The 20,507-nt window shown below is 70.2% G+C and carries 20 protein-coding genes and 1 pseudogene; 12 read left to right on the plus strand and 9 right to left on the minus strand.

The window, feature by feature from the left end:
• Positions 1-42 precede the first annotated feature (42 nt).
• The 3 genes from ACFYZJ_RS29490 to ACFYZJ_RS29500 all read right to left on the minus strand — a co-directional run bounded on the left by ACFYZJ_RS29490 (position 43) and on the right by ACFYZJ_RS29500 (position 1,944).
• Positions 43-618 carry a TerD family protein gene (locus ACFYZJ_RS29490; protein ID WP_388572957.1) on the minus strand — a complete coding sequence of 192 codons (576 nt, stop codon included), beginning with the start codon at positions 616-618 and terminating at the stop codon, positions 43-45.
• Positions 619-782: 164 nt separating this feature from the next.
• Positions 783-1,241 (minus strand): peroxiredoxin, encoded by a 459-nt coding sequence (locus ACFYZJ_RS29495; protein WP_388572959.1) that lies wholly within the window; start codon positions 1,239-1,241, stop codon positions 783-785.
• 265 nt (positions 1,242-1,506) lie between these two features.
• Entirely contained in the window at positions 1,507-1,944 is a 438-nt protein-coding gene (locus tag ACFYZJ_RS29500) for a DUF3052 domain-containing protein (RefSeq protein WP_181139047.1), read from the minus strand.
• A gap of 425 nt (positions 1,945-2,369) precedes the next feature.
• Between ACFYZJ_RS29500 and aceE the strand changes: the two genes are divergently transcribed.
• Together aceE and ACFYZJ_RS29510 are read left to right on the plus strand one after the other, a co-directional pair.
• On the plus strand, positions 2,370-5,117 hold the full coding sequence (aceE, locus tag ACFYZJ_RS29505; RefSeq protein WP_388572961.1) for a pyruvate dehydrogenase (acetyl-transferring), homodimeric type: 2,748 nt from the start codon (positions 2,370-2,372) through the stop codon (positions 5,115-5,117).
• Positions 5,118-5,221: 104 nt separating this feature from the next.
• A pseudogene (locus ACFYZJ_RS29510) lies at positions 5,222-5,729 on the plus strand (hypothetical protein).
• 54 nt (positions 5,730-5,783) lie between these two features.
• Here the strand turns inward: ACFYZJ_RS29510 and ACFYZJ_RS29515 are convergent.
• Together ACFYZJ_RS29515 and ACFYZJ_RS29520 are read right to left on the minus strand one after the other, a co-directional pair.
• Positions 5,784-6,083 carry a small hydrophobic protein gene (locus ACFYZJ_RS29515; RefSeq protein WP_388572963.1) on the minus strand — a complete coding sequence of 100 codons (300 nt, stop codon included), beginning with the start codon at positions 6,081-6,083 and terminating at the stop codon, positions 5,784-5,786.
• Positions 6,084-6,276: 193 nt separating this feature from the next.
• Entirely contained in the window at positions 6,277-7,893 is a 1,617-nt protein-coding gene (locus ACFYZJ_RS29520; RefSeq protein ID WP_388572965.1) for an MFS transporter, read from the minus strand.
• A 112-nt stretch (positions 7,894-8,005) separates the two neighbouring features.
• Between ACFYZJ_RS29520 and ACFYZJ_RS29525 the strand changes: the two genes are divergently transcribed.
• The 3 genes from ACFYZJ_RS29525 (at position 8,006) to ACFYZJ_RS29535 (ending at position 11,034) form a co-directional block, all read left to right on the plus strand.
• The gene (locus ACFYZJ_RS29525; RefSeq protein ID WP_388572967.1) at positions 8,006-8,647 is read left to right on the plus strand and encodes a TetR family transcriptional regulator; all 642 of its coding nucleotides are present in this window, start codon (positions 8,006-8,008) and stop codon (positions 8,645-8,647) included.
• Between the two features lie 258 nt (positions 8,648-8,905).
• Positions 8,906-10,123: an alpha/beta hydrolase gene (locus tag ACFYZJ_RS29530; protein WP_388572969.1), complete on the plus strand. Its 1,218-nt coding sequence runs from the start codon at positions 8,906-8,908 to the stop codon at positions 10,121-10,123.
• Positions 10,124-10,188: 65 nt separating this feature from the next.
• Entirely contained in the window at positions 10,189-11,034 is an 846-nt protein-coding gene (locus ACFYZJ_RS29535; protein WP_388572971.1) for a DUF4429 domain-containing protein, read from the plus strand.
• Between the two features lie 29 nt (positions 11,035-11,063).
• On the opposite strand, the gene ACFYZJ_RS29540 is transcribed toward ACFYZJ_RS29535, so the two are convergent.
• Complete coding sequence (locus ACFYZJ_RS29540; protein ID WP_388572973.1) at positions 11,064-12,080, minus strand: aldo/keto reductase; 1,017 nt, start codon at positions 12,078-12,080, stop codon at positions 11,064-11,066.
• On the minus strand, positions 12,077-12,553 hold the full coding sequence (locus ACFYZJ_RS29545) for a MerR family transcriptional regulator (RefSeq protein ID WP_388572975.1): 477 nt from the start codon (positions 12,551-12,553) through the stop codon (positions 12,077-12,079). The genes ACFYZJ_RS29540 and ACFYZJ_RS29545 overlap by 4 nt, the downstream gene beginning before the upstream one ends.
• A gap of 96 nt (positions 12,554-12,649) precedes the next feature.
• Between ACFYZJ_RS29545 and ACFYZJ_RS29550 the strand changes: the two genes are divergently transcribed.
• Complete coding sequence (locus ACFYZJ_RS29550; RefSeq protein ID WP_388572977.1) at positions 12,650-13,129, plus strand: GNAT family N-acetyltransferase; 480 nt, start codon at positions 12,650-12,652, stop codon at positions 13,127-13,129.
• 18 nt (positions 13,130-13,147) lie between these two features.
• On the plus strand, positions 13,148-13,969 hold the full coding sequence (locus tag ACFYZJ_RS29555) for a serine hydrolase domain-containing protein (protein WP_388572979.1): 822 nt from the start codon (positions 13,148-13,150) through the stop codon (positions 13,967-13,969).
• 125 nt (positions 13,970-14,094) lie between these two features.
• Here ACFYZJ_RS29555 and ACFYZJ_RS29560 read toward each other — a convergent pair whose 3' ends face one another.
• Positions 14,095-14,751 (minus strand): pirin family protein, encoded by a 657-nt coding sequence (locus ACFYZJ_RS29560; RefSeq protein WP_388573221.1) that lies wholly within the window; start codon positions 14,749-14,751, stop codon positions 14,095-14,097.
• 84 nt (positions 14,752-14,835) lie between these two features.
• Between ACFYZJ_RS29560 and fasR the strand changes: the two genes are divergently transcribed.
• The 5 genes from fasR (at position 14,836) to fabF (ending at position 19,837) form a co-directional block, all read left to right on the plus strand.
• Positions 14,836-16,041 carry a fatty acid biosynthesis transcriptional regulator FasR gene (gene fasR / locus ACFYZJ_RS29565; RefSeq protein WP_388572981.1) on the plus strand — a complete coding sequence of 402 codons (1,206 nt, stop codon included), beginning with the start codon at positions 14,836-14,838 and terminating at the stop codon, positions 16,039-16,041.
• A gap of 89 nt (positions 16,042-16,130) precedes the next feature.
• Positions 16,131-17,045, plus strand: a complete 915-nt coding sequence (locus ACFYZJ_RS29570; protein ID WP_388572983.1) for an ACP S-malonyltransferase — start codon at positions 16,131-16,133, stop codon at positions 17,043-17,045.
• A gap of 16 nt (positions 17,046-17,061) precedes the next feature.
• Positions 17,062-18,093 (plus strand): ketoacyl-ACP synthase III, encoded by a 1,032-nt coding sequence (locus ACFYZJ_RS29575; protein ID WP_388572985.1) that lies wholly within the window; start codon positions 17,062-17,064, stop codon positions 18,091-18,093.
• Positions 18,094-18,196: 103 nt separating this feature from the next.
• Positions 18,197-18,445, plus strand: coding sequence for an acyl carrier protein (locus tag ACFYZJ_RS29580; protein WP_043440034.1), 249 nt, complete (start codon positions 18,197-18,199; stop codon positions 18,443-18,445).
• A gap of 120 nt (positions 18,446-18,565) precedes the next feature.
• Entirely contained in the window at positions 18,566-19,837 is a 1,272-nt protein-coding gene (gene fabF, locus ACFYZJ_RS29585; RefSeq protein ID WP_388572987.1) for a beta-ketoacyl-ACP synthase II, read from the plus strand.
• A 137-nt stretch (positions 19,838-19,974) separates the two neighbouring features.
• Here the strand turns inward: fabF and ACFYZJ_RS29590 are convergent, their stop codons facing one another.
• Complete coding sequence (locus ACFYZJ_RS29590) at positions 19,975-20,469, minus strand: DUF3145 domain-containing protein (RefSeq protein ID WP_388572988.1); 495 nt, start codon at positions 20,467-20,469, stop codon at positions 19,975-19,977.
• Positions 20,470-20,507 lie beyond the last annotated feature (38 nt).

A 20,507-nucleotide genomic window follows, 5' to 3' on the forward strand; every position in this document is an offset into this window, starting at 1 on the left:
CTGCGCCGTACGGCGCAGGGCCCGTGTGCAGTCGCGCCGGCGTCAGACGTTGACGCCGAAGTCCTGGGCGATGCCCCGCAGGCCCGAGGCGTAGCCCTGGCCGATGGCGCGGAACTTCCACTCGGCGCCGTGACGGTACAGCTCGCCGAACACCATGGCGGTCTCCGTGGAGGCGTCCTCGCTCAGGTCGTACCGCGCGATCTCCTGCTGGTTGGCCTGGTTCACCACGCGGATGAAAGCGTTGCGCACCTGGCCGAAGGACTGCTGGCGGTTCTCGGCGTCGTAGATGGAGACCGGGAAGACGATCTTGTCGACGTCCGCCGGCACCGCCGCGAGGTTGACCTTGATCGCCTCGTCGTCGCCCTCGCCCTCACCCGTGAGGTTGTCACCGGTGTGCTCGACAGAGCCGTCGGGGCTCTTGAGGTTGTTGAAGAACACGAAGTGCTGGTCGCTGACCACCTTGCCCGACGAGTTCAGCAGCAGAGCGCTGGCGTCCAGGTCGAAGTCGGTGCCGGTGGTGGTGCGGACATCCCAGCCGAGTCCGACGAGGACCGCGGTCAGGCCGGGGGCCTCCTTGGTCAGCGATACGTTGCCACCCTTGCTGAGGCTGACTCCCACGAGTCCCTCCATTGGTGTCCAGGGGCGGGGAGCCCCGTCGTGCGATGTACCGGATATACCGGATCAACGAGTCGATCCTAGTGACGGGTTCCCGCGCCCCACAGGCCTTGGAACCGAAGTAAGCCGAAGGGGCGCGCCCCTGGGGCGGACCCTTCGACACGGCATCACAGGGTGTCGAGCGCCTTCACGTACTCGTTCAGGTCGCGCGCGTCCGGCAGGCCGTTGACGACGGTCCACCGCACCACGCCCTCCTTGTCGATGATGAAGGTCCCGCGCACCGCGCAACCCTTGTCCTCGTCGAAGACGCCGTACGCGCGCGAAATGTTGCCGTGCGGCCAGAAGTCGGACAGCAGGGGGTACTCCAGGCCCTCCTGCTCGGCGAAGACGCGCAGGGTGTGGATGGAGTCGTTGGAGACGGCGAGCAACTGGGTGTCGTCGTTGACGAACTTCGGCAGGTTGTCGCGCAGCGCGCAGAGCTCGCCGGTGCACACGCCGGTGAAGGCGAACGGGTAGAAGAGCAGCACCACGTTCTTCTGACCGCGGAAGTCGGAGAGCTTCACGGTCGCGCCGTGGTTGTCCTTGAGCTCGAAGTCGGGGGCCTTGTCGCCGACCTGGATCGCCATGGTCCTGCTTCCCTTTCGACGGGATGGGTAGGGGCAGGACCACCCTACGCAGCGAGCGGAGCACACGACGCGGGAGGCCGGGCCGAGCTGATGTTTCAGCCCAGCCCGGCAAAATCAGCCTCGTCCTGGGGGTGCCCCTGGCTCGAAGGGCTTGGGGGAGTTCGAGGACGAGGCCGTCAGGCCGATGGGGGTCTGGGGGCGCAGCCCCCAGGTACGGCCACCCCGACCGGGGGCACCGCTCAGTGGACGGCCCCCCAGCGGAGCGTCACCGCTTGGACTTGGCGGCCTTCGGCGTCACCAGACGCGAGCCGCTCCAGTCCTTGCCCACGCTGACGCTCTTGGACGCCGACAGACCCGCCGTCGTCGCGGCTTCCGAGATGTCGCTGGGCTCCACGTAGCCCGTTCGGCCGGTCTTCGGCGTGAGGAGCAGGATCGAGCCGCCTTCTTCGACGTACGTGGTGGCGTCCACCAGCGCATCCGTCAGGTCGCCGTCCTCGTCGCGGAACCACAGCACCACGGCATCGGCAACGTCGTCGTAGTCCTCGTCCACGAGCTCGCTGCCGATGACTTCCTCGATGGCCTCGCGAAGCTCCTGGTCGACATCGTCGTCGTAGCCGATCTCCTGGACCACCTGCTCGGGCTGGAACCCCAGCCTGACGGCAGGGTTCGTCCGCTCCTCCGCGTGGTCCGCGGTCGCGCTCACGGGTTGCCTCCTGATCATGTCTTGGTGAGTATCTCAGCCACGCGCGTACGCGAAGCGTTGGCCGTAGTCCACACGGGCGGGGCGGATCGCGCAAGTACCCGGCGGTTCAGACCGCCGAAACGGTGACGATCCTGGCCGTGTCGCCGCAACTCCAGGCACGGTATCGCGCCGCGAGGTGACCTACACCACACCGTTCTGCCCGGTTTGCGCATTCCGGAATCATCCGCGGGTACGAGTCCCGAATGAGTTTGCGGGGCACGTCACGGCCTGGGCGTATCGTTGCGTTTTGATCGGGCCCGCCCCTGAACATCCGGTCCGCCACCGTGATTACCCGCCGGTAGAGATGACGTTTCGCTTCCCCGAGGTACACGATGGGGACCGGTGCAGGCACAGGAAAAGTGGCCCTCTGACAGGTAAGGAACAGCGTGGCTTCCGGATCCGATCGTAATCCGATCATCATTGGCGGCCTTCCGAGTCAGGTTCCTGACTTCGATCCCGAGGAAACCCAGGAGTGGCTCGACTCCCTCGACGCCGCCGTGGACCAGCGCGGCCGTGAGCGGGCCCGCTACCTGATGCTCCGTCTGATCGAGCGGGCCCGTGAGCGGCGCGTGGCCGTGCCCGAGATGCGCAGCACGGACTACGTCAACACCATCGCGACCAAGGACGAGCCGTTCTTCCCCGGCAACGAGGAGATCGAACGCAAGATCCTCAACGCCACCCGGTGGAACGCCGCCGTCATGGTCTCCCGCGCCCAGCGCCCGGGTATCGGCGTCGGCGGCCACATCGCCACCTTCGCCTCCTCGGCCTCGCTGTACGACGTGGGCTTCAACCACTTCTTCCGCGGCAAGGACGAGGGCGACGGCGGTGACCAGGTCTTCTTCCAGGGCCACGCCTCGCCGGGCATCTACGCCCGCGCTTACCTGCTGGACCGGCTCACCGAACGGCACCTGGACGGGTTCCGTCAGGAGAAGTCCAAGGCGCCGTACGGGCTCTCCAGCTACCCGCACCCGCGCTCGATGCCGGACTTCTGGGAGTTCCCGACGGTCTCCATGGGCCTCGGCCCGATCGGCGCGATCTACCAGGCGCGGATGAACCGCTACATGGAGGCGCGCGGCATCGCCGACACCTCCAAGTCGCACGTGTGGGCGTTCCTCGGCGACGGCGAGATGGACGAGCCGGAGTCGCTCGGACAGCTGACGATCGCCGCTCGCGAGGGCCTGGACAACCTGACCTTCGTCGTCAACTGCAACCTGCAGCGCCTCGACGGCCCGGTCCGCGGCAACGGCAAGATCATCCAGGAGCTGGAGTCGGTCTTCCGGGGCGCCGGCTGGAACGTGATCAAGCTGATCTGGGATCGCTCCTGGGACCCGCTGCTGGCCCAGGACCGGGACGGCGTACTGGTCAACAAGATGAACACCACGCCGGACGGCCAGTTCCAGACGTACGCCACCGAGTCCGGCGCGTACATCCGCGAGCACTTCTTCGGCGACGACCTGCGGCTGCGCGCGATGGTCGAGAACATGACCGACGACCAGATCCTGCACCTGGGCCGTGGCGGTCACGACCACCGCAAGATCTACGCCGCCTTCTCCGCGGCCAAGGCCCACAAGGGCCAGCCGACGGTGATCCTGGCCAAGACGATCAAGGGCTGGACGCTGGGTCCGAACTTCGAGGGCCGCAACGCCACGCACCAGATGAAGAAGCTGACGGTCGCCGACCTCAAGCACTTCCGGGACCGCCTGCACCTGCCGATCTCCGACAAGGAGCTGGAGTCCGGCCCGCCGCCGTACTACCACCCGGGCCGGGACTCGGAGGAGATCCAGTACATGCACGACATGCGCAAGGCGTGCGGCGGCTACGTCCCGACGCGCGTCGTGCGGTCGAAGCCGCTGGCACTGCCGGACGACAAGACGTACGCGACCGTGAAGAAGGGCTCCGGTCAGCAGTCCATCGCCACCACCATGGCGTTCGTACGACTGCTGAAGGACCTCATGCGGGACAAGGAGCTCGGCAGGCGGTTCGTGCTGATCGCGCCCGACGAGTACCGCACCTTCGGCATGGACTCGTTCTTCCCGAGCGCGAAGATCTACAACCCGCTCGGCCAGCAGTACGAGGCCGTGGACCGGGACCTGCTGCTCGCGTACAAGGAGTCGCCGACCGGGCAGATGCTGCACGACGGCATCTCCGAGGCGGGCTGCACGGCGTCGTTGATCGCGGCGGGCTCGGCGTACGCCACGCACGGCGAGCCGCTCATCCCGGTGTACGTCTTCTACTCGATGTTCGGCTTCCAGCGCACGGGTGACCAGTTCTGGCAGATGGCCGACCAGCTGGCGCGCGGTTTCGTCCTCGGCGCGACCGCCGGCCGCACGACGCTGACGGGTGAGGGCCTCCAGCACGCGGACGGCCACTCGCAGCTGCTCGCCTCGACGAACCCGGCGTGCGTGGCGTACGACCCGGCGTTCGCCTACGAGATCGCCTACATCGTGCAGGACGGTCTGCGCCGGATGTACGGCTCCTCGCCCGAGCACCCGCACGGCGAGGACGTCTTCTACTACCTCACCGTGTACAACGAGCCGATCCAGCACCCGGCCGAGCCGGCGAACGTGGACGTCGAGGGCATCCTCAAGGGCATCTACCGCTTCAGCGAGGGCACGGCGGGCTCCGTCCCGGCGCAGATCATGGCCTCCGGAGTGGCCCTGCCCTGGGCGGTCGAGGCGCAGAGGATCCTCGCCGAGGAGTGGAACGTGAAGGCCGACGTGTGGTCGGCGACCTCCTGGAACGAGCTGCGGCGTGAGGCCGTGGCCTGCGAGGAGCACAACCTGCTGCACCCGGAGGAGGAGCAGCGCGTCCCGTACGTGACGCGGAAGCTCAGCGATGCGGAGGGTCCGTTCGTGGCCGTGTCCGACTGGATGCGGTCGGTTCCGGACCAGATCGCGCGCTGGGTGCCGGGCACCTACCAGTCGCTGGGCGCGGACGGCTTCGGCTTCGCCGACACGCGCGGTGCGGCGCGCCGCTTCTTCCACATCGACGCGCAGTCGATCGTGGTCGCGGTGCTCGCCGAGCTGGCCCGGGAGGGCAAGGTCGACCGCTCGGTGCTGAAGCAGGCGATCGACCGGTACCAGCTGCTGGACGTGACGGCGGCGCACCCGGGCGCGGCGGGCGGCGACGCGTGACATGACCCCGCGCTCGGCCTGAGCGGTGGCGGTCGAAGGGCGGTGGGGCTCGGGTCCCGCCGCCCTTCGTCGTCATGCGTCTTTACGTTCTTTACGATGCGTGCATGAACGAGCAGTCGGCGCAGGTCCGTTGGGAGCACCACACCCAGCGGCCCCTGCTGGCGCCGGCTGTCCTGTTCGACGTCGCGTACGGGGTGCCGATCGTGGACAGCGGGGCGAGCCGGGCACTGGCGACCGCGTGCACGGTGGTGGAGTGGGCGGTGTGGGCCACGTTCGCATCCGACCACCTGGTGCGGCTCGCGCTGTCCGGGCAGCGGCGCGCGTTCGTACGGAGCACTGGCTGGACCTGTGCGCGGTGGTGGCGCCGATGCTCCAGCCGCTCAGGCTGCTGCGGATGGTGGCCACGCTGATGCTCGTGGGGCGGCGGGCGCGGATGGCCTCACAGATCCCGCTGATCACGCTTGTCGGCGGAGCGACGCGCGGTTCGAGAAGGACGACGTGGAGGAACGGCGGCAGACCGCGGCGATCGAGGCGTTGGCGGAGGAGGTGCGGGCGCTTCGGGGCGAGGTCGCGGCGTTGTCGCGTGCCGCGCGGCAGGAACGTCAGCTGTAGCGGTGCCCGGTGGCTGGGGTGGCCGGGGGCCGGCCGGGTTTGCCCGCAGCTGCGCTACGTCAACCCCGGTGTCCCGCCCGCCAGCCACACGATCGCCAGGAGCGTGTCGATCGCTCCCAGGACCACGGCCACCAGGGCCGGCACCGAACGGCTTCCCGTCCAGGTGCGGCCCATGGCGAGCCAGCCGCAGACGACCGCGACCGGGCCAAGGACGATGCCGAGGGCGAAGAAGCCCGCGATCGCACAGATGACTCCGACGATCCCGAGCGTCGCGCGATCCGGCCCGCTCCGGTACCACATCCGGCTCCGTGAGCGGGGGTGCCTGCGCGTTCCGTGTCCGAAGCCCGCCATCATCAACTCCCTGACTCAGCCGTCGGTTCGGGCTTGATGGTGCGGGTACCCCCGTTGCGCGTTTCAGTCCTGCCGGTGCGCTGCCCCCCTCCGGCAGCGCACCGCAGGACGTGACCCACTGTGACCCGCGGTGCGCGCCCGGCGGGAGGGATCTTGAGCGCCTTCACCCTGATGAGGGAACTTGCCCGTCATGGCGTCAGATGTGCGCGGCGCCCGCGCCCGCCTCCGCGTTCTCGCCCCGCTTGGTCAGCAGCGCAACCAGGACCGCCACGGCCGCGACACCGGCGGCGACGAGGGAGGCCAGGCTCATCCCTGAGATGAACGTGTCGTGCGCGACCGACGTGATCTTCGTGGCGATCGCCTCCGGCGTGCCCTTCGCCAGCGGGGCGACACCGACCTGGACCGCCTCGGAGGCCTGGTCCAGCTGGGACTGGCTGAGCGGCGGGAGCCCCGCGTCCTTCCAGTTGCCGGGCAGGTCGTGGTCCACCTTGGAGGCCATCACGGCGCCCAGCACCGCCGTACCGAGGCTGCCGCCGATCTGCATGGCGGCCTGCTGGAGACCGCCGGCCACACCGGAGAGCTCCATGGGCGCGTTGCCGACGATGACCTCGGTGGCGCCGACCATCACGGGGGCCAGGCCGAGGCCGAGCAGGGCGAACCACAGCGACATCGTGGCGCTGCCCGTCCCCGCCTTGAGCGTGGACATGCCGTACATGGCGACCGCGGTGGCGAGCATGCCGCCGGCCAGCGGGATGCGCGGGCCCAGCTTGGTGATGAGCGCGCCCGCGAGCGGCGAGCCGACGATCATCATGCCGGTGAGCGGCAGCAGGTGCAGGCCCGCGTCGATCGGGCTCATCCCGTGCACGTTCTGCAGGTAGAAGGTGACGAAGAACAGACCGCCCATGAAGGCGATCGCCATCAGGACCATCAGGACGACACCCGCGGACAGCGGCACCGAGCGGAACAGCGACAGCGGGATCAGCGGCTCCTTCACCTTCGTCTCCCAGACGGAGAAGAGGGCGAAGCCCAGCACGGACGCTCCGATGAACAGCCAGGTCTTCCCGTCGCCCCAGCCCCACGTCGGGGCCTTGATCAGTGCCCAGACCAGGCAGAACATGGCCCCCGACAGCAGCGCGATGCCGAGGATGTCGAAGGAGCGCGGCGCGTTCTCGGCGCGGTGGTCGGTCAGGATCAGCAGGCCCAGGACCAGGGCGAGGGCACCGACCGGGACGTTGATGAAGAACACCGACTGCCAGTTGACGTGCTCGACGAGGACGCCGCCGAGGATCGGGCCACCCGCGGTGGAGGCGCCGATGACCATGCCCCAGATGCCGATGGCCATGTTCAGCTTCTCGGCCGGGAAGGTGGCCCGCAGCAGGCCGAGCGCGGCCGGCATCAGCAGCGCGCCGAACAGGCCCTGGAGGACGCGGAAGGTGACGACCGCGGCGATGCTGTGCGACAGGCCGATGGCGCCCGAGGCGGCGGCGAAGCCGGTCACGCCGATCAGGAAGGTCTGCCGGTGGCCGAAGCGGTCGCCGAGCTTGCCCGCGGTGATCAGGGAGACCGCGAGGGCGAGGAAGTAGCCGTTGGTGATCCACTGGACGTCGGCGAAGCTGGCGCCCAGGTCCTTCTGGATGGCCGGGTTGGCGATGGCCACGATGGTGCCGTCCAGAGCCACCATCATGACCCCGACGGCAACAGTGATCAGGGTGAACCACGGGTGCCCGCGCAGGCCCCTGCCCGGCGCGGGGTCCGACGGGGCTGCCGACGCCTTGTCCCCCGGCCCCGTCGTGTCGATGGTCTGACTAGTCATGCGTTCGAGGCTAGTGACAGCGACTGACATTTGACAAATGAGTTCACAAGTCGGTAACTGTCACGGCGCTCCCGGACAGTGTGAACGGGGCAGACGAACGGAATGAGGACTGATGGAAACGGCGTCACGGCCCGGTCTGCGTGAGCGCAAGAAGCAGCGCATCCGGGACGCACTGTTGCGTGCCGCCCTGGAGCTGTTCACCACCCGGGGATACGAGGAGACGACCGTCGACGACATCGTCGAGGCCGTGGACGTCTCGCAGCGCACCTTCTTCCGGTACTTCGCCGGCAAGGAGGAGGCCGTCTTCTTCGCCCACTCCGTCGCGGAGGCCCACTTCGTCGACCTGGTGCGCGGACGGCCGCTCGACGAGGCCCCGTTGGAGGCGCTGCGGCAGGCGGTGCTGGAGGGCTGGGACGGCATCGGCGAGGCCATCGAGCGGATCATCCCGGTGGAACTCCACATGCGCACCTACCGGTTGATCGAGTCGACGCCCAGCCTGTTCGCCACCCATCTGCGCCGCTCGGCGGAGCTGGAGGAGGAGATCGCCCGGATCATCGCCCAGCGCGAAGGGGTCGACGTGGACACGGACCCGCGGCCGCGCGTCGCGGTGGCCGTGTTCGGCGGAGTGATCCGGGTCACCGAACGCCTGTGGAGCGCGGGCGGCGACCCCAGCGTGGCCGCGATCCGCGAGCTGACGGCCTCGTACCTCGACGCCCTCCGCCCGGCGTTGGCGGACAAGTGGCGCACGAGGTGACGACGTACGCATCCGGCAGGAACTGATTCCGTGTCGGCCCCGTGGGCGTCAAGTGAATTCCCGGCGCGCCCGGGTGAGGCAGCGGCCGTGCGAGTGACCTCGTCGTGACGGTCTGTGCCAAGTGACGCACGACTCATCGACTTAGCGTGATGATCGAACCCAAGACCCACCCGTTTTGCCCTAATTGGCATAGAGGAAACGTGAGACGCATCACTCGGTTAACGCGAGACCCTCTCGTTCTCCTAGTGTGTCCTCCCAGTGACTTCCTTCGACACCTCCCCGCAACTCAACGTCTGGCGCGCACTGCTCGCGCTGGCCGTGGTCTTCGTGATGCTCGCGACGACCGGCTGGACCGCCGTGCGCAGCCACCGTGGCGCGACGCCCCTCGAGGCGTCGCGTTCCGCGTGGGAGCACGGCACGATCGCCGGCCACCGGCTGCCGGACCCCGGTGACTCCCCGGCCCACCTCGCCCGCTTCTTCTCCTCGATCGGCGCGCACCAGCGCGACCGGCTCGCCCATCGCTACCCGCTCGCGGTCGGCAACATGAACGGGGCACCGGTGGGCCTGCGCTACGAGGCCAACCGCATCGCGCTCGACCAGCAGCGCAGGGTCGAGCGTGCCCGGATGCACGACGACCGGCTGTCGTCGGTGGGCCAGCAGGAGGCGGGTCGCCTCATGCACCGCTTCGAGGCGCTGATGCAGCAGGGCCGGCAGATCCTCGCCTTCGACCCGGACGGCTCCGGCCGCATCGCGGAGGTCTTCGGCGACCTGGACTCCGCCCGGCGGATCTCGGTCGTCGTGCCCGGCGTCGACACCGACCTGCTCACCTTCGAGCGCACCGTCCGCACGTACTCGGCCCCGGTGGGCATGGCCCAGTCGCTGTACGCGGCGGAGCGTGCGGCGAGCCCCGGGACCCGTACCGCGGTGATCGCCTGGGCCGACTACACCTCGCCCGACGGCCTCGGCATGGAGGCGGCCACCGCGATGCGCGCCGAGCAGGGCGCCGTCCGGCTGAACGCCCTCCTGCGCGCCCTGCCCGGCCGCTCGCGCGTCCAGCTGTACTGCCACAGCTACGGCTCGGTGCTGTGCGGGCTCGCCGCGCGCACGCTGCCCGCACGGGTGTCCGACATAGCGGTGGCGGGCAGCCCCGGCATGCGCACCGAGTCGGCCGCCGGGCTGCACACCTCGGCCCGGGTGTGGGCCATGCGGGACGCCGACGACTGGATCCAGGACGTGCCGTACCTGGAGGTCGGGGGCCTCGGCCACGGCGCCGACCCGGTCTCCCGCGGCTTCGGCGCGAGGGTGCTGTCCGCTCAGGGGGCGAAGGGGCACGCCGGCTACTTCGCGCCGGGCACCGAAAGCCTGCGCAACTTCGCCGAGATCGGCGTCGGCGCGTACGACGCGGTGCGCTGCGCGCACAACGATGAGGCGTGCCGAGCGGATCTCCCCGGCACGGCGCCGGTCGGACGCGCGTAGAAGACCAGGAATTGCGGTCTGCTCGGGGAGCGACGGAGGAGCGCGTGCCGCATACGATGAGCCGCATGGGTGACGTACTGGCCGGATTTCATGCCGTCTGGGAGTTCGAGTCCGACTCCGTGCTCATCCGCTTCGAACGGGGGATTCGTACACCGAAGCTGTTCCAGGCGCTCGGGCAGCGCCGTATCCCCCTGGAGGCGATCGCGGGGATCACACTGACCCCGGGCAGACGCGGGACCGTGGTCCTGCACGCGGTGCCCAGACCCGGCGCCGACCCGCTGATGGAGGTGGCGGACGGACAGCTGAAGGAGACCTCCGACCCCTACCGGCTGGTTCTGCCCGTGGACCGCGAGACCCTCGCGCAGGCCTACGCGGACGAGCTGCGCGCCCGTATCAGCGCGGACGGCACACCGGCCGAGCGGTTCCTGGTCGCGCCGCCCGAGGCGCCGCTGCAGTTCAAGGCGTACGACGGGAAGGCGTCCTTCGACGGCAGGGCGGTGTCCTTCCGCTGGTTCTGGACCGGCGCGTCCTCGGCCAAGTGGAAGGCCGGCGACCAGAGTTTCCCGGTCACCGGCCTCAGCGGCGTGCAGTGGCGGTCGCCCGAGGTGTTCGACGGGTGTCTGCGGTTGCTGACGCGGGACGGCGTGCAGCCCGCTCAGCCGGATCAGGACCCGGCGGCCGTCGTGTTCGGGCACGGCTACGGCCCCGTTCATGAGTCGCTGCCGTTCGCCGCGGCGGTACTGGCCGCGGTGCGGGCCGCCGGGCCGGCCTCGGCGGTGGTGCCGGCCGCTCGGCGGGACCCGGCGGACATCGCCGAGCGGATCCGGCACCTGGGTGAGCTGCACGAGGCCGGGCTCGTCACGGACGAGGAGTTCTCCGTGAAGAAGGCGGAGTTGCTGGCGGAGCTTTAGCGTCCACCGGGCGCGGTGGTGCCTCCGCCCTACTCCCGGCCCACCGACGTGAAGCTCATGTCCGGGTAGCGGTCGCCCGCCACCCTGGCCGCGATCGGCTCCAGCAGGGACAGCTCCTCGTCCGTCAGGACGATCCGTGTGGCCCCGACGTTCTCCTCCACGCGGTGGCGCTTGGTCGTGCCCGGGATCGGCACCACGGCGAGGCCGCGCACCGTGGCCTGCTGCTGCACCCAGGCCAGTGCGATCTGCGCCGGCGAGGCGTCGTGGGCCTTCGCGACCGACCGGATCGGCTCCAGGAGCGCCACGTTGGCGGCCGCGTTCTCGCCGGTGAAGCGGGGCATCCTACGACGGAAGTCCTGGTCCGTGAGGTCCGTCTCCGCGTTCGAGAACGAGCCCGTGAGGAAGCCGCGGCCGAGCGGCGAGTACGGCACCAGGGCCACGCCCAGCTCCTTGGCGGTCGGCACCACCTTCGCCTCGATGTCCCGGCTGAACAGCGACCACTCCGACTGCACCGCGGCGATCGGATGGACCGCCTGCGCCGCCCGGAGCTCGTCGGCGGTGACCTCGCTCAGCCCGAGGTGCTTGACCTTGCCCTCGCGCACCAGCTCCGCCATGGTGCCGACGGTCTCCTCGATCGGCACGTTCACATCCCGGCGATGCATGTAGTAGAGGTCGATCACGTCGACGTCCAGGCGCTTCAGGCTCGCCTCGACGCACTGGCGGATGTAGGGCGGGTCGTTGCGGATGATCCGCTTGAACGGGTCGTCGGGCGAGGTGGAGATCGCGAACTTGGTGGCGATGACCACCTCGTCCCGGTGCGCCTTGAAGAACGGCGACAGGAACTTCTCGTTCTCCCCCGCGCCGTACATGTCCGCCGTGTCGTACAGGGTGACGCCGAGCTCCAGCGCCCGCTCCAGGGCGGCGCGCGACTCCTCGGCGTCCGCGGGGCCGTACGCGAAACTCATGCCCATGCAGCCGAGTCCCTGCACACCCACCTCGGGGCCGTCGTCGCCCAGCCGCACCTGCGAGATCCTGCTGTCCGTCATCGGGGCCTCTCCGACGCCAGGGCGCGCCCGGCATCCGCGTAGAAATCGATCTTTCGGTTGAGCACCGCGAGCGTGTCCTGCAGCTCCGCGATCCGGGCGAGCACGTCCCGCCGGGTCGCCTCCAGGAGTTCGTACCGCTCGGCGTAGGTGTGGTCGCCGGCGCGCACCAGTTCCGCGTAGCGCACCATGTCGGCCACGGGCATGCCGGTGAGCCGGAGCTTGCCGACGAGGTCGAGCCAGTCCAGGTCGGCGTTGCAGTAGCGGCGCTGCCCGGTGTGCGAGCGGTCCACGTGGGGCATCAGCCCGATCCGCTCGTACCAGCGCAGGGTGTGCGCGGTCAGGCCGGTGAAGGCGACGACCTCGCTGATCGTGTAGCTGTCCTGCCCGTCGGGGCGGGGATGCCGCCCGGACGGTACGCCGCAGATGTCGGTCCCGTTTTCGGCCGCCTCGGCCAAGGTCTCGATCACCGTCATGGCCACCACGCTAGAACCTTGGAGTGCACTCCAAGCAAGCCGAATCCGATGAAAATGGCGAGACCCGAACGACGGGCCGTGACTAGCGTGCGCGACATGAGTCTCGTACGCCGGGCCGTGCCCGAGGACGCCGAAGAAGTGCTGCGCCTGCGCCAGGTGATGATCGACTCGGTCTTCGCCGCCAGTTCCTCCGCCTCCTCCACCGAGTGGCACGAGGAGTCCCTGCCGACCCTGCGCGGCCGGCTCGCCGATCCGGACGGCGGCTTCGCGGCGTTCGTCGTGGACCATCCGGAACGGCCGGGAGCGCTGGCGGCGCTGGTGGCCGGGACGATCGAGTACCGGATCGGGCGGGCGGGCAATCCGCAGGGGCGGGTGGGGTACGTCTTCAGCGTCGCCACCGATCCGGACGTGCGCCGCCGCGGCTACGCCCGTGCCTGCATGGAGGAACTGCTGGACTGGTTCCGTGAGCAGGGTGTCCCCCAGGTCGACCTGAACGCGTCCGCCGAGGCGGAGCCGTTGTACGCGTCGCTGGGCTTCGTCCGCAAGCCGGACCCCTCGATGCGGCTGCAGCTGTGAGCCGCTTAGGCTCGGGTCATGCCCCTGCAGAGCCTGGCCTTGATCGCTGACTGGCCCGTCCCCACCGCCGCCGCGGCGGTCGTCCGGGCGGACGGCACCGTGCTCGGTACGCACGGTCCGGTCGACCACTGCTTCCCGCTGGCCTCGGTCACCAAGCCGCTGGCCGCCTACGCGGTGCTCGTCGCGTACGAGGAGGGGGCGATCGAGCTGGACGAGCCCGCCGGGCCGCCCGGCGCGACGGTGCGTCATCTGCTCGCGCACACCTCCGGGCTGGCCTTCGACGAGCACCGGGTGACGTCGGCGCCCGGGGAGCGGCGGCTGTATTCGAACGCTGGGTTCGAGGTGCTGGGCGACCATGTGGCGAAGGCGACGGACATCCCGTTCGCCGAGTACGCCCGGCAGGCGGTGCTGGAGCCGCTGGGCATGACGTCCACGACGCTCGACGGCTCCCCGGCCAAGGACGGCGTCTCGACGGTGGCGGACCTGGCGCGGTTCGCGGCGGAGGTGCAGGCGCCGCGGCTGCTGGATGCGCGGACGGTGGCGGAGGCGATGACGGTGCAGTACCCCGGGACGAAGGGGGTGCTGCCCGGGTACGGGCACCAGAACCCGAACGACTGGGGGCTGGGGTTCGAGATCCGCGACTCGAAGTCGCCGCACTGGACGGGTACTTCGTCCTCGCCACGGACCTTCGGGCACTTCGGGCAGTCGGGGACGTTCCTGTGGGTCGATCCGGATGCGGGGGCGGCGTGCGTGGCGCTGACGGAGCGCGCCTTCGGCCCGTGGGCGATCGAGGCGTGGACGCCGTTCACGGACGCGGTGCTGGCGGAGCTGCGGGGCTGACGGCGCCCTCGCCCGCGCGCGGCACCGTGGCCGGACACTCGAACCACACCGTCTTGCCGCTCCCGTCCGATCTCGGCGTCACGCCCCACCGATCGGCGACCGCCTCGACGTGGAGCAGACCGCGATCAGCGATCCGTCATCTCCCACACCAGCAGTTCCGCCCCCGTCACCGCCACCGCCTCCAGGTCCTTGGCGTCAGTGATCCGCGCCGCGTCCCCCGGCCCCAACTCCTCCCGGTCCAGCCGCACTTCGCCGCGCACCACGTGCACGTACAGATACGGCGCATCCGGGACCGCCGTCCGCTCCCCCGCCCCCAGGCGTCGTACATGGAGCATCGCGCCCGCCTCCGGGACCGCGTACGGGGTCGAGTCGGCGATGCCGTGGACGACCTCGTAGACGGGGTCGCCCCCCGGTTCGCGGGGGGCCAGCCACATCTGGACGAAGACCAGCGGAGCCTCGGCGTCGTTGCGTTCCACGTGGCGGACGCCCCCACCCGCGCTCAGGCGCTGCACGTCTCCGGGGCCGATCACCGACGTGTGCCCCGTGGAGTCGCGGTGGGTCAGTTCGCCCTCCACCACCCATGTGACGATCTCCGTGTGGCTGTGCCGGTGCTCGTCGAAGCCGGCGCCCGGTGCGAGCCGCTCCTCGTTGCAGGCGATCGCGGAGCCGAAGCGGAGATTGTCCGGGTCGTAGTGCGGGCCGAAGCTGAAGGCGTGCAGGGACTCGATCCCGGCTGCCGGGTCCCCTCCGCGGTAGCGCTCGCCGGCGCGCCGTACGTCCATCACGTCCCCCACGGTAGCCCCGTGCCACCCGCCCTCCGGGACCCCCGCCACACGGTCCCGTCCCGATAAGGCAGTCTTGTCCCCGTGCCCGAACCCGAAGCCCGCCTCACCGAGCCCGCAGCGCATTCCATCCATCCGCACGCCGCGACCCTGAAGCGGCTGGAGAAATCGTCCGGAAGCCTCGCCGCGCAGGCCATCGCGCGCATGGACGAGACGCTGCCGTGGTACCGGGCGATGCCTCCGGAGAACCGTTCCTGGATCGGGCTGGTGGCGCAGGCCGGTATCGCCGCCTTCACCGAGTGGTTCCGGCACCCGGACGCCCCGCAGGCCATCTCCACCGATGTGTTCGGGACCGCTCCGCGCGAACTGACCAGGGCGATCACCCTGCGGCAGACCGTGGAGATGGTGCGCACCACCATCGAGGTCATGGAGTCCGCCATCGACGAGGTGGCCGCGCCCGGTGACGAGTCCCTGTTGCGCGAGGCGCTCCTCGTGTACGCGCGGGAGATCGCCTTCGCCACCGCGCAGGTCTACGCGCAGGCCGCCGAGGCCCGCGGTGCCTGGGACGCACGGCTGGAGTCGCTCGTCGTGAACGCCGTGCTGAGCGGGGAGGCCGACGAGGGCGCCGTGAGCCGGGCCGCCGCACTTGGCTGGAACTCGCCTGAACATGTGTGCGTGGTGCTGGGTACGGCACCCGACGGTGACAGCGAGTTGACCGTCGAGGCCATCCGGCGGGCCGCCCGGCACGCCAAGCTGCAGGTGCTCACCGGGGTGCTCGGGGACCGGCTCGTCGTGATCGCGGGAGGCAGCGACAATCCGCTCGCCGTCGCCAAGTCGCTGATCGGGCCGTTCGCCGCCGGGCCCGTCGTCGCCGGGCCGATCGTGCCCGATCTGCTCGCCGCCACCCGGTCCGCGCAGGCCGCCGCGGCGGGCCTGAAGGCGTGTTCTGCCTGGCAGGACGCACCGCGCCCGGTCCTGGCGGACGATCTGCTGCCGGAGCGCGCGATCGCCGGTGATCCGAGCGCGCGCGAGCAACTGGTGGAGGAGATCTACAGACCGCTGGAGGAGGCGGGCTCCGCGCTCCTGGAAACGCTCAGCGTGTATCTGGAGCAGGCGTCCAGTCTGGAGGGTGCCGCGCGCATGCTCTTCGTTCACCCGAACACCGTCCGCTACCGGCTCCGACGTGTGACTGATGTCACCGGTTGGTCACCCTCTGATGTACGCTCCGCGTTCACGCTGCGGATCGCGCTGATCCTGGGGCGTCTGGCCGAGGGTGATCCCCAGACCTAGTCTTTTGTCGGGGGCCCACAAAACCCCCTGCGGTTCTTCGTCCTTGTCCCCACGGGCGGCCCCGGCCGTCCCCAAGAGAGAGTGTGAGAGTGCTCGTACTCGTCGCTCCCGGCCAGGGCGCCCAGACGCCCGGCTTCCTGACCCCCTGGCTCGACCTCCCCGGCGCCGCCGACCGCGTCGGCGCCTGGTCGGAGGCCATCGGACTGGACCTCGTCCACTACGGCACGCAAGCCGACGCGGACGCCATCCGGGACACCGCCGTGGCGCAGCCCCTGCTGGTGGCCGCCGGGCTGCTGTCCGCCGCGGCACTCGGTGACATCGTGCCGGGCGCTGTCGCCGGGCACAGCGTCGGTGAGATCACCGCGGCGGCCTTCGCCGGCGTCCTCGGCGACACGGCGGCGCTGACCCTCGTCCGCAAGCGGGGCCTGGCCATGGCGGACGCCGCGGCGATCACGCCCACCGGCATGTCGGCCCTGCTCGGCGGCGATCCCGAGACGACGATCCCGCACCTGGACAAGCTCGGCCTGACCCCGGCGAACGTGAACGGCGCCGGGCAGATCGTGGCCGCCGGCACCCTGGAGCAGCTCGCCGCCCTGGACGCGGACAAGCCCGAGGGTGTGCGCCGGGTCGTTCCGCTGAAGGTGGCGGGCGCCTTCCACACCCACCACATGGCCCCCGCGGTCGACGCCCTCGCGCACGCCGCCGAGGCGCTGAGGCCCGCCGACCCGAAGGTCACGTACGTCTCCAACAAGGACGGGCAGACCGTGGAGACCGGTGCCGAGGTGCTCAAGCGCCTGGTCGGCCAGGTCGCCAACCCGGTCCGCTGGGACCTGTGCATGGAGACCTTCGAGAAGCTGGGAGCGACCGCGCTGATCGAGGTGTGCCCCGGCGGCACCCTCACCGGCCTCGCCAAGCGCGCGCTGCCGGGCGTCAAGACCCTCGCCCTGAAGACCCCCGACGACCTCGACGCGGCTCGCGAACTCATCGCCGAGCACAGCGCCTGATCAGGAGAGCGAGAGCATGTCGAAGATCAAGGCACGCAAGGGCGCCCCGTACGCGCGCATCCTCGGCGTCGGCGGGTACCGCCCGGTCCGGGTGGTGCCGAACGAGGTGATCCTGGAGAAGATCGACTCCTCCGACGAGTGGATCCGCTCCCGCTCCGGCATCGAGACCCGGCACTGGGCGAACGACGAGGAGACCGTCGCCGCGATGTCGATCGAGGCGGCCGGCAAGGCGATCGCCGACGCCGGGATCGCCGCCGACCAGATCGGCGCGGTCGTCGTCTCGACCGTCTCGCACTTCAGCCAGACCCCGGCCGTCGCCACCGAGATCGCCGACAAGCTCGGCACGGACAAGGCCGCCGCCTTCGACATCTCGGCGGGCTGCGCGGGCTTCGGCTACGGGCTCACGCTCGCCAAGGGGATGGTCGTCGAGGGCTCCGCGGAGTACGTCCTCGTCATCGGCGTGGAGCGGCTGTCGGACCTGACGGACCTGGAGGACCGGGCGACCGCCTTCCTGTTCGGTGACGGTGCCGGCGCGGTCGTCGTGGGCCCCTCCGAGGAGCCGCACATCGGTCCGACCGTGTGGGGTTCCGAAGGCGACAAGTCCGAGACGATCAAGCAGACGGTGCCGTGGAACGAGTTCCGGCTGGGCGACGTCTCCAAGCTCCCGGTGGACAGCGAGGGCAACGTCAAGTTCCCCGCGATCACACAGGAGGGCCAGGCGGTGTTCCGCTGGGCCGTGTTCGAGATGGCGAAGGTCGCCCAGCAGGCGCTGGACGCGGCCGGGATCACCGCGGACGACCTGGACGTCTTCATCCCGCACCAGGCCAACGTGCGGATCATCGACTCGATGGTGAAGACTCTCAAGCTGCCGGAGCACGTCACGGTCGCCCGTGACATCCGCACCACCGGCAACACCTCGGCCGCCTCGATCCCGCTCGCGATGGAGCGGCTCCTGGCGACCGGTGAGGCGAAGAGCGGCGACACCGCGCTCGTCATCGGCTTCGGGGCGGGTCTCGTCTACGCCGCCACGGTCGTTACCCTCCCCTAGGCACTCCGTGCCGGATCATGCGGTCCGGTGCGGGAACTGCACCACCTGCCGCTGACGCGGCGGGCGCCACACCCTGATGGATATCTACGAAGGAGCGCCTGACATGGCCGCCACTCAGGAAGAGATCGTCGCCGGTCTCGCCGAGATCGTGAACGAGATCGCCGGGATCCCCACCGAGGACGTCCAGCTGGACAAGTCCTTCACCGACGACCTGGACGTCGACTCGCTGTCCATGGTCGAGGTCGTCGTCGCCGCCGAGGAGCGCTTCGACGTCAAGATCCCCGACGACGACGTCAAGAACCTCAAGACGGTCGGTGACGCCGCCGAGTACATCCTCAAGCACCAGGCCTGATCGACCGATCACCTGGGCAGACAGCTCAACCCCGGGCCGTAGGCCCGGACATCGGGCCGTTGCCCCGCCACCCGGCGGTGGCGCCGCTTAATCCTCGTATCCGTTGGAGAAAGAATTCCCGTGAGCTCGACCAATCGCACCGTGGTCGTCACCGGTATCGGCGCAACCACACCGCTGGGTGGCGACGCGGCCTCTACCTGGGAGGGCCTGATCGCCGGCAAGTCCGGTGTCGGACCCCTGGAGCAGGAGTGGGCCGCCGAGCAGGCGGTCCGCATCGCCGCGCAGATCGCCGTGGAGCCCTCCGAGGTCATCCCGCGGCCCCAGGCCCGCCGGCTGGACCGCTCGGCGCAGTTCGCGCTGATCGCCGCCCAGGAGGCGTGGAAGGACGCCGGCTTCACCGGCAGGGCCGGGGAGGACGGAAGCGTCGACCCGGACCGACTCGGTGCGGTCATCGCCTCCGGCATCGGCGGTGTGACGACCCTGCTCGACCAGTACGACGTGCTCAAGGAGAAGGGCGTCCGCCGCGTCTCCCCGCACACCGTCCCCATGCTGATGCCGAACAGCCCCTCGGCCAACGTGGGCCTGCTCGTGGGCGCCCGTGCGGGCGTGCACACGCCGGTCTCCGCCTGCGCGTCGGGCGCGGAGGCCATCGGCTACGCCATCGAGATGATCCGCACCGGCCGCGCCGACGTCGTCGTCGCGGGTGGCACGGAGGCGGCGATCCACCCGCTGCCGATCGCCGCGTTCGGCAACATGATGGCGATGTCCAAGAACAACGAGAACCCGCAGGGTGCCTCGCGTCCCTACGACGTCGACCGTGACGGTTTCGTCCTCGGCGAGGGCGCCGGCGTGATCGTCCTGGAGTCCGCGGAGCACGCCGCCAAGCGCGGGGCGCGGGTGTACGCCGAGGCGGTCGGGCAGGGCATCTCGGCCGACAGCCACGACATCGTGCAGCCCGAGCCGGAGGGTCGGGGCATCGCGCACGCCCTGCAGAACCTGCTGGAGCGCACCGACCTGGACCCGGCGGAGATCGTGCACGTCAACGCGCACGCGACGTCCACGCCGGCCGGCGACGTCGCCGAGCTGAAGGCGCTGCGGAAGGTGTTCGGTGACGACACCGACCACATCGCGGTGTCCGCGACGAAGTCGATGACCGGTCACCTGCTGGGTGGCGCGGGCGGCATCGAGACGGTCGCGACCGTGCTCGCCCTGTACCACCGGGTGGCTCCGCCGACCATCAACATCGAGACCATCGACCCGGAGGCGGAGGCCAACGCGGACGTCGTCCGCGGCGAGGCGCGCAAGCTGCCGGTCGAGGGCCGGATCGCCGCGCTGAACGACTCGTTCGGGTTCGGTGGGCACAACGTGGTGCTCGCGTTCCGTACGGTCTGACGCAGCCGGGCGCCGGTTCTCTCCGGTCACACGCTGTAGGGCCCCCACCGTTCGGTGGGGGCCCTACACGTTGTGTCAGGGGTTCTCGGGATCACGCGGTGTCGGGGTCCTTGGGATCACGTGCTGTCGGGACCCCTTCAGACGACCTGGTGCAGCCAGCGCACCGGGGCGCCCTCGCCCGCGTACCGGAACGGTTCCAGTTCGTCGTCCCACGGCTTGCCCAGGAGGCGGGCCAGTTCCGCCTCCAGGTCGCTCTCGCCGCGCTGGGAGCGGATGAGGGCCGCGCGCAGCCGGTCCTCGGGGATCAGGATGTCGCCGTGGAGGCCGGTGACCGCGTGGAAGATGCCGAGGTCGGGGGTGCAGCTGTAGCGCTCCCCCTCGGCCGTCGGGCACGGCTCCGCGGTGACCTCGAAGCGCAGCAGCTGCCAGCCGCGCAGCGCCGAGGCGAGCTTGGAGGCGGTGCCGGCGTCGCCCTGCCAGGAGAACTCCGACCGCCAGGTGCCGGGGGCGGCGGGCTGCCGGATCCAGTCGAGATTGACGCGGGTGCCCAGCACGCCCGCGACGGCCCACTCGACATGCGGGCACAGTGCGCGGGGCGCGGAGTGCACGTACAGGACTCCACGTGTCGTCACCTGAACCTCCGGGCAGAGCGCCACATCTTGTAACTTTA

Origin of the sequence: Streptomyces sp. NPDC001848, from assembly GCF_042891915.1 — a bacterium.
Taxonomy (GTDB): Bacteria; Actinomycetota; Actinomycetes; order Streptomycetales; family Streptomycetaceae; genus Streptomyces.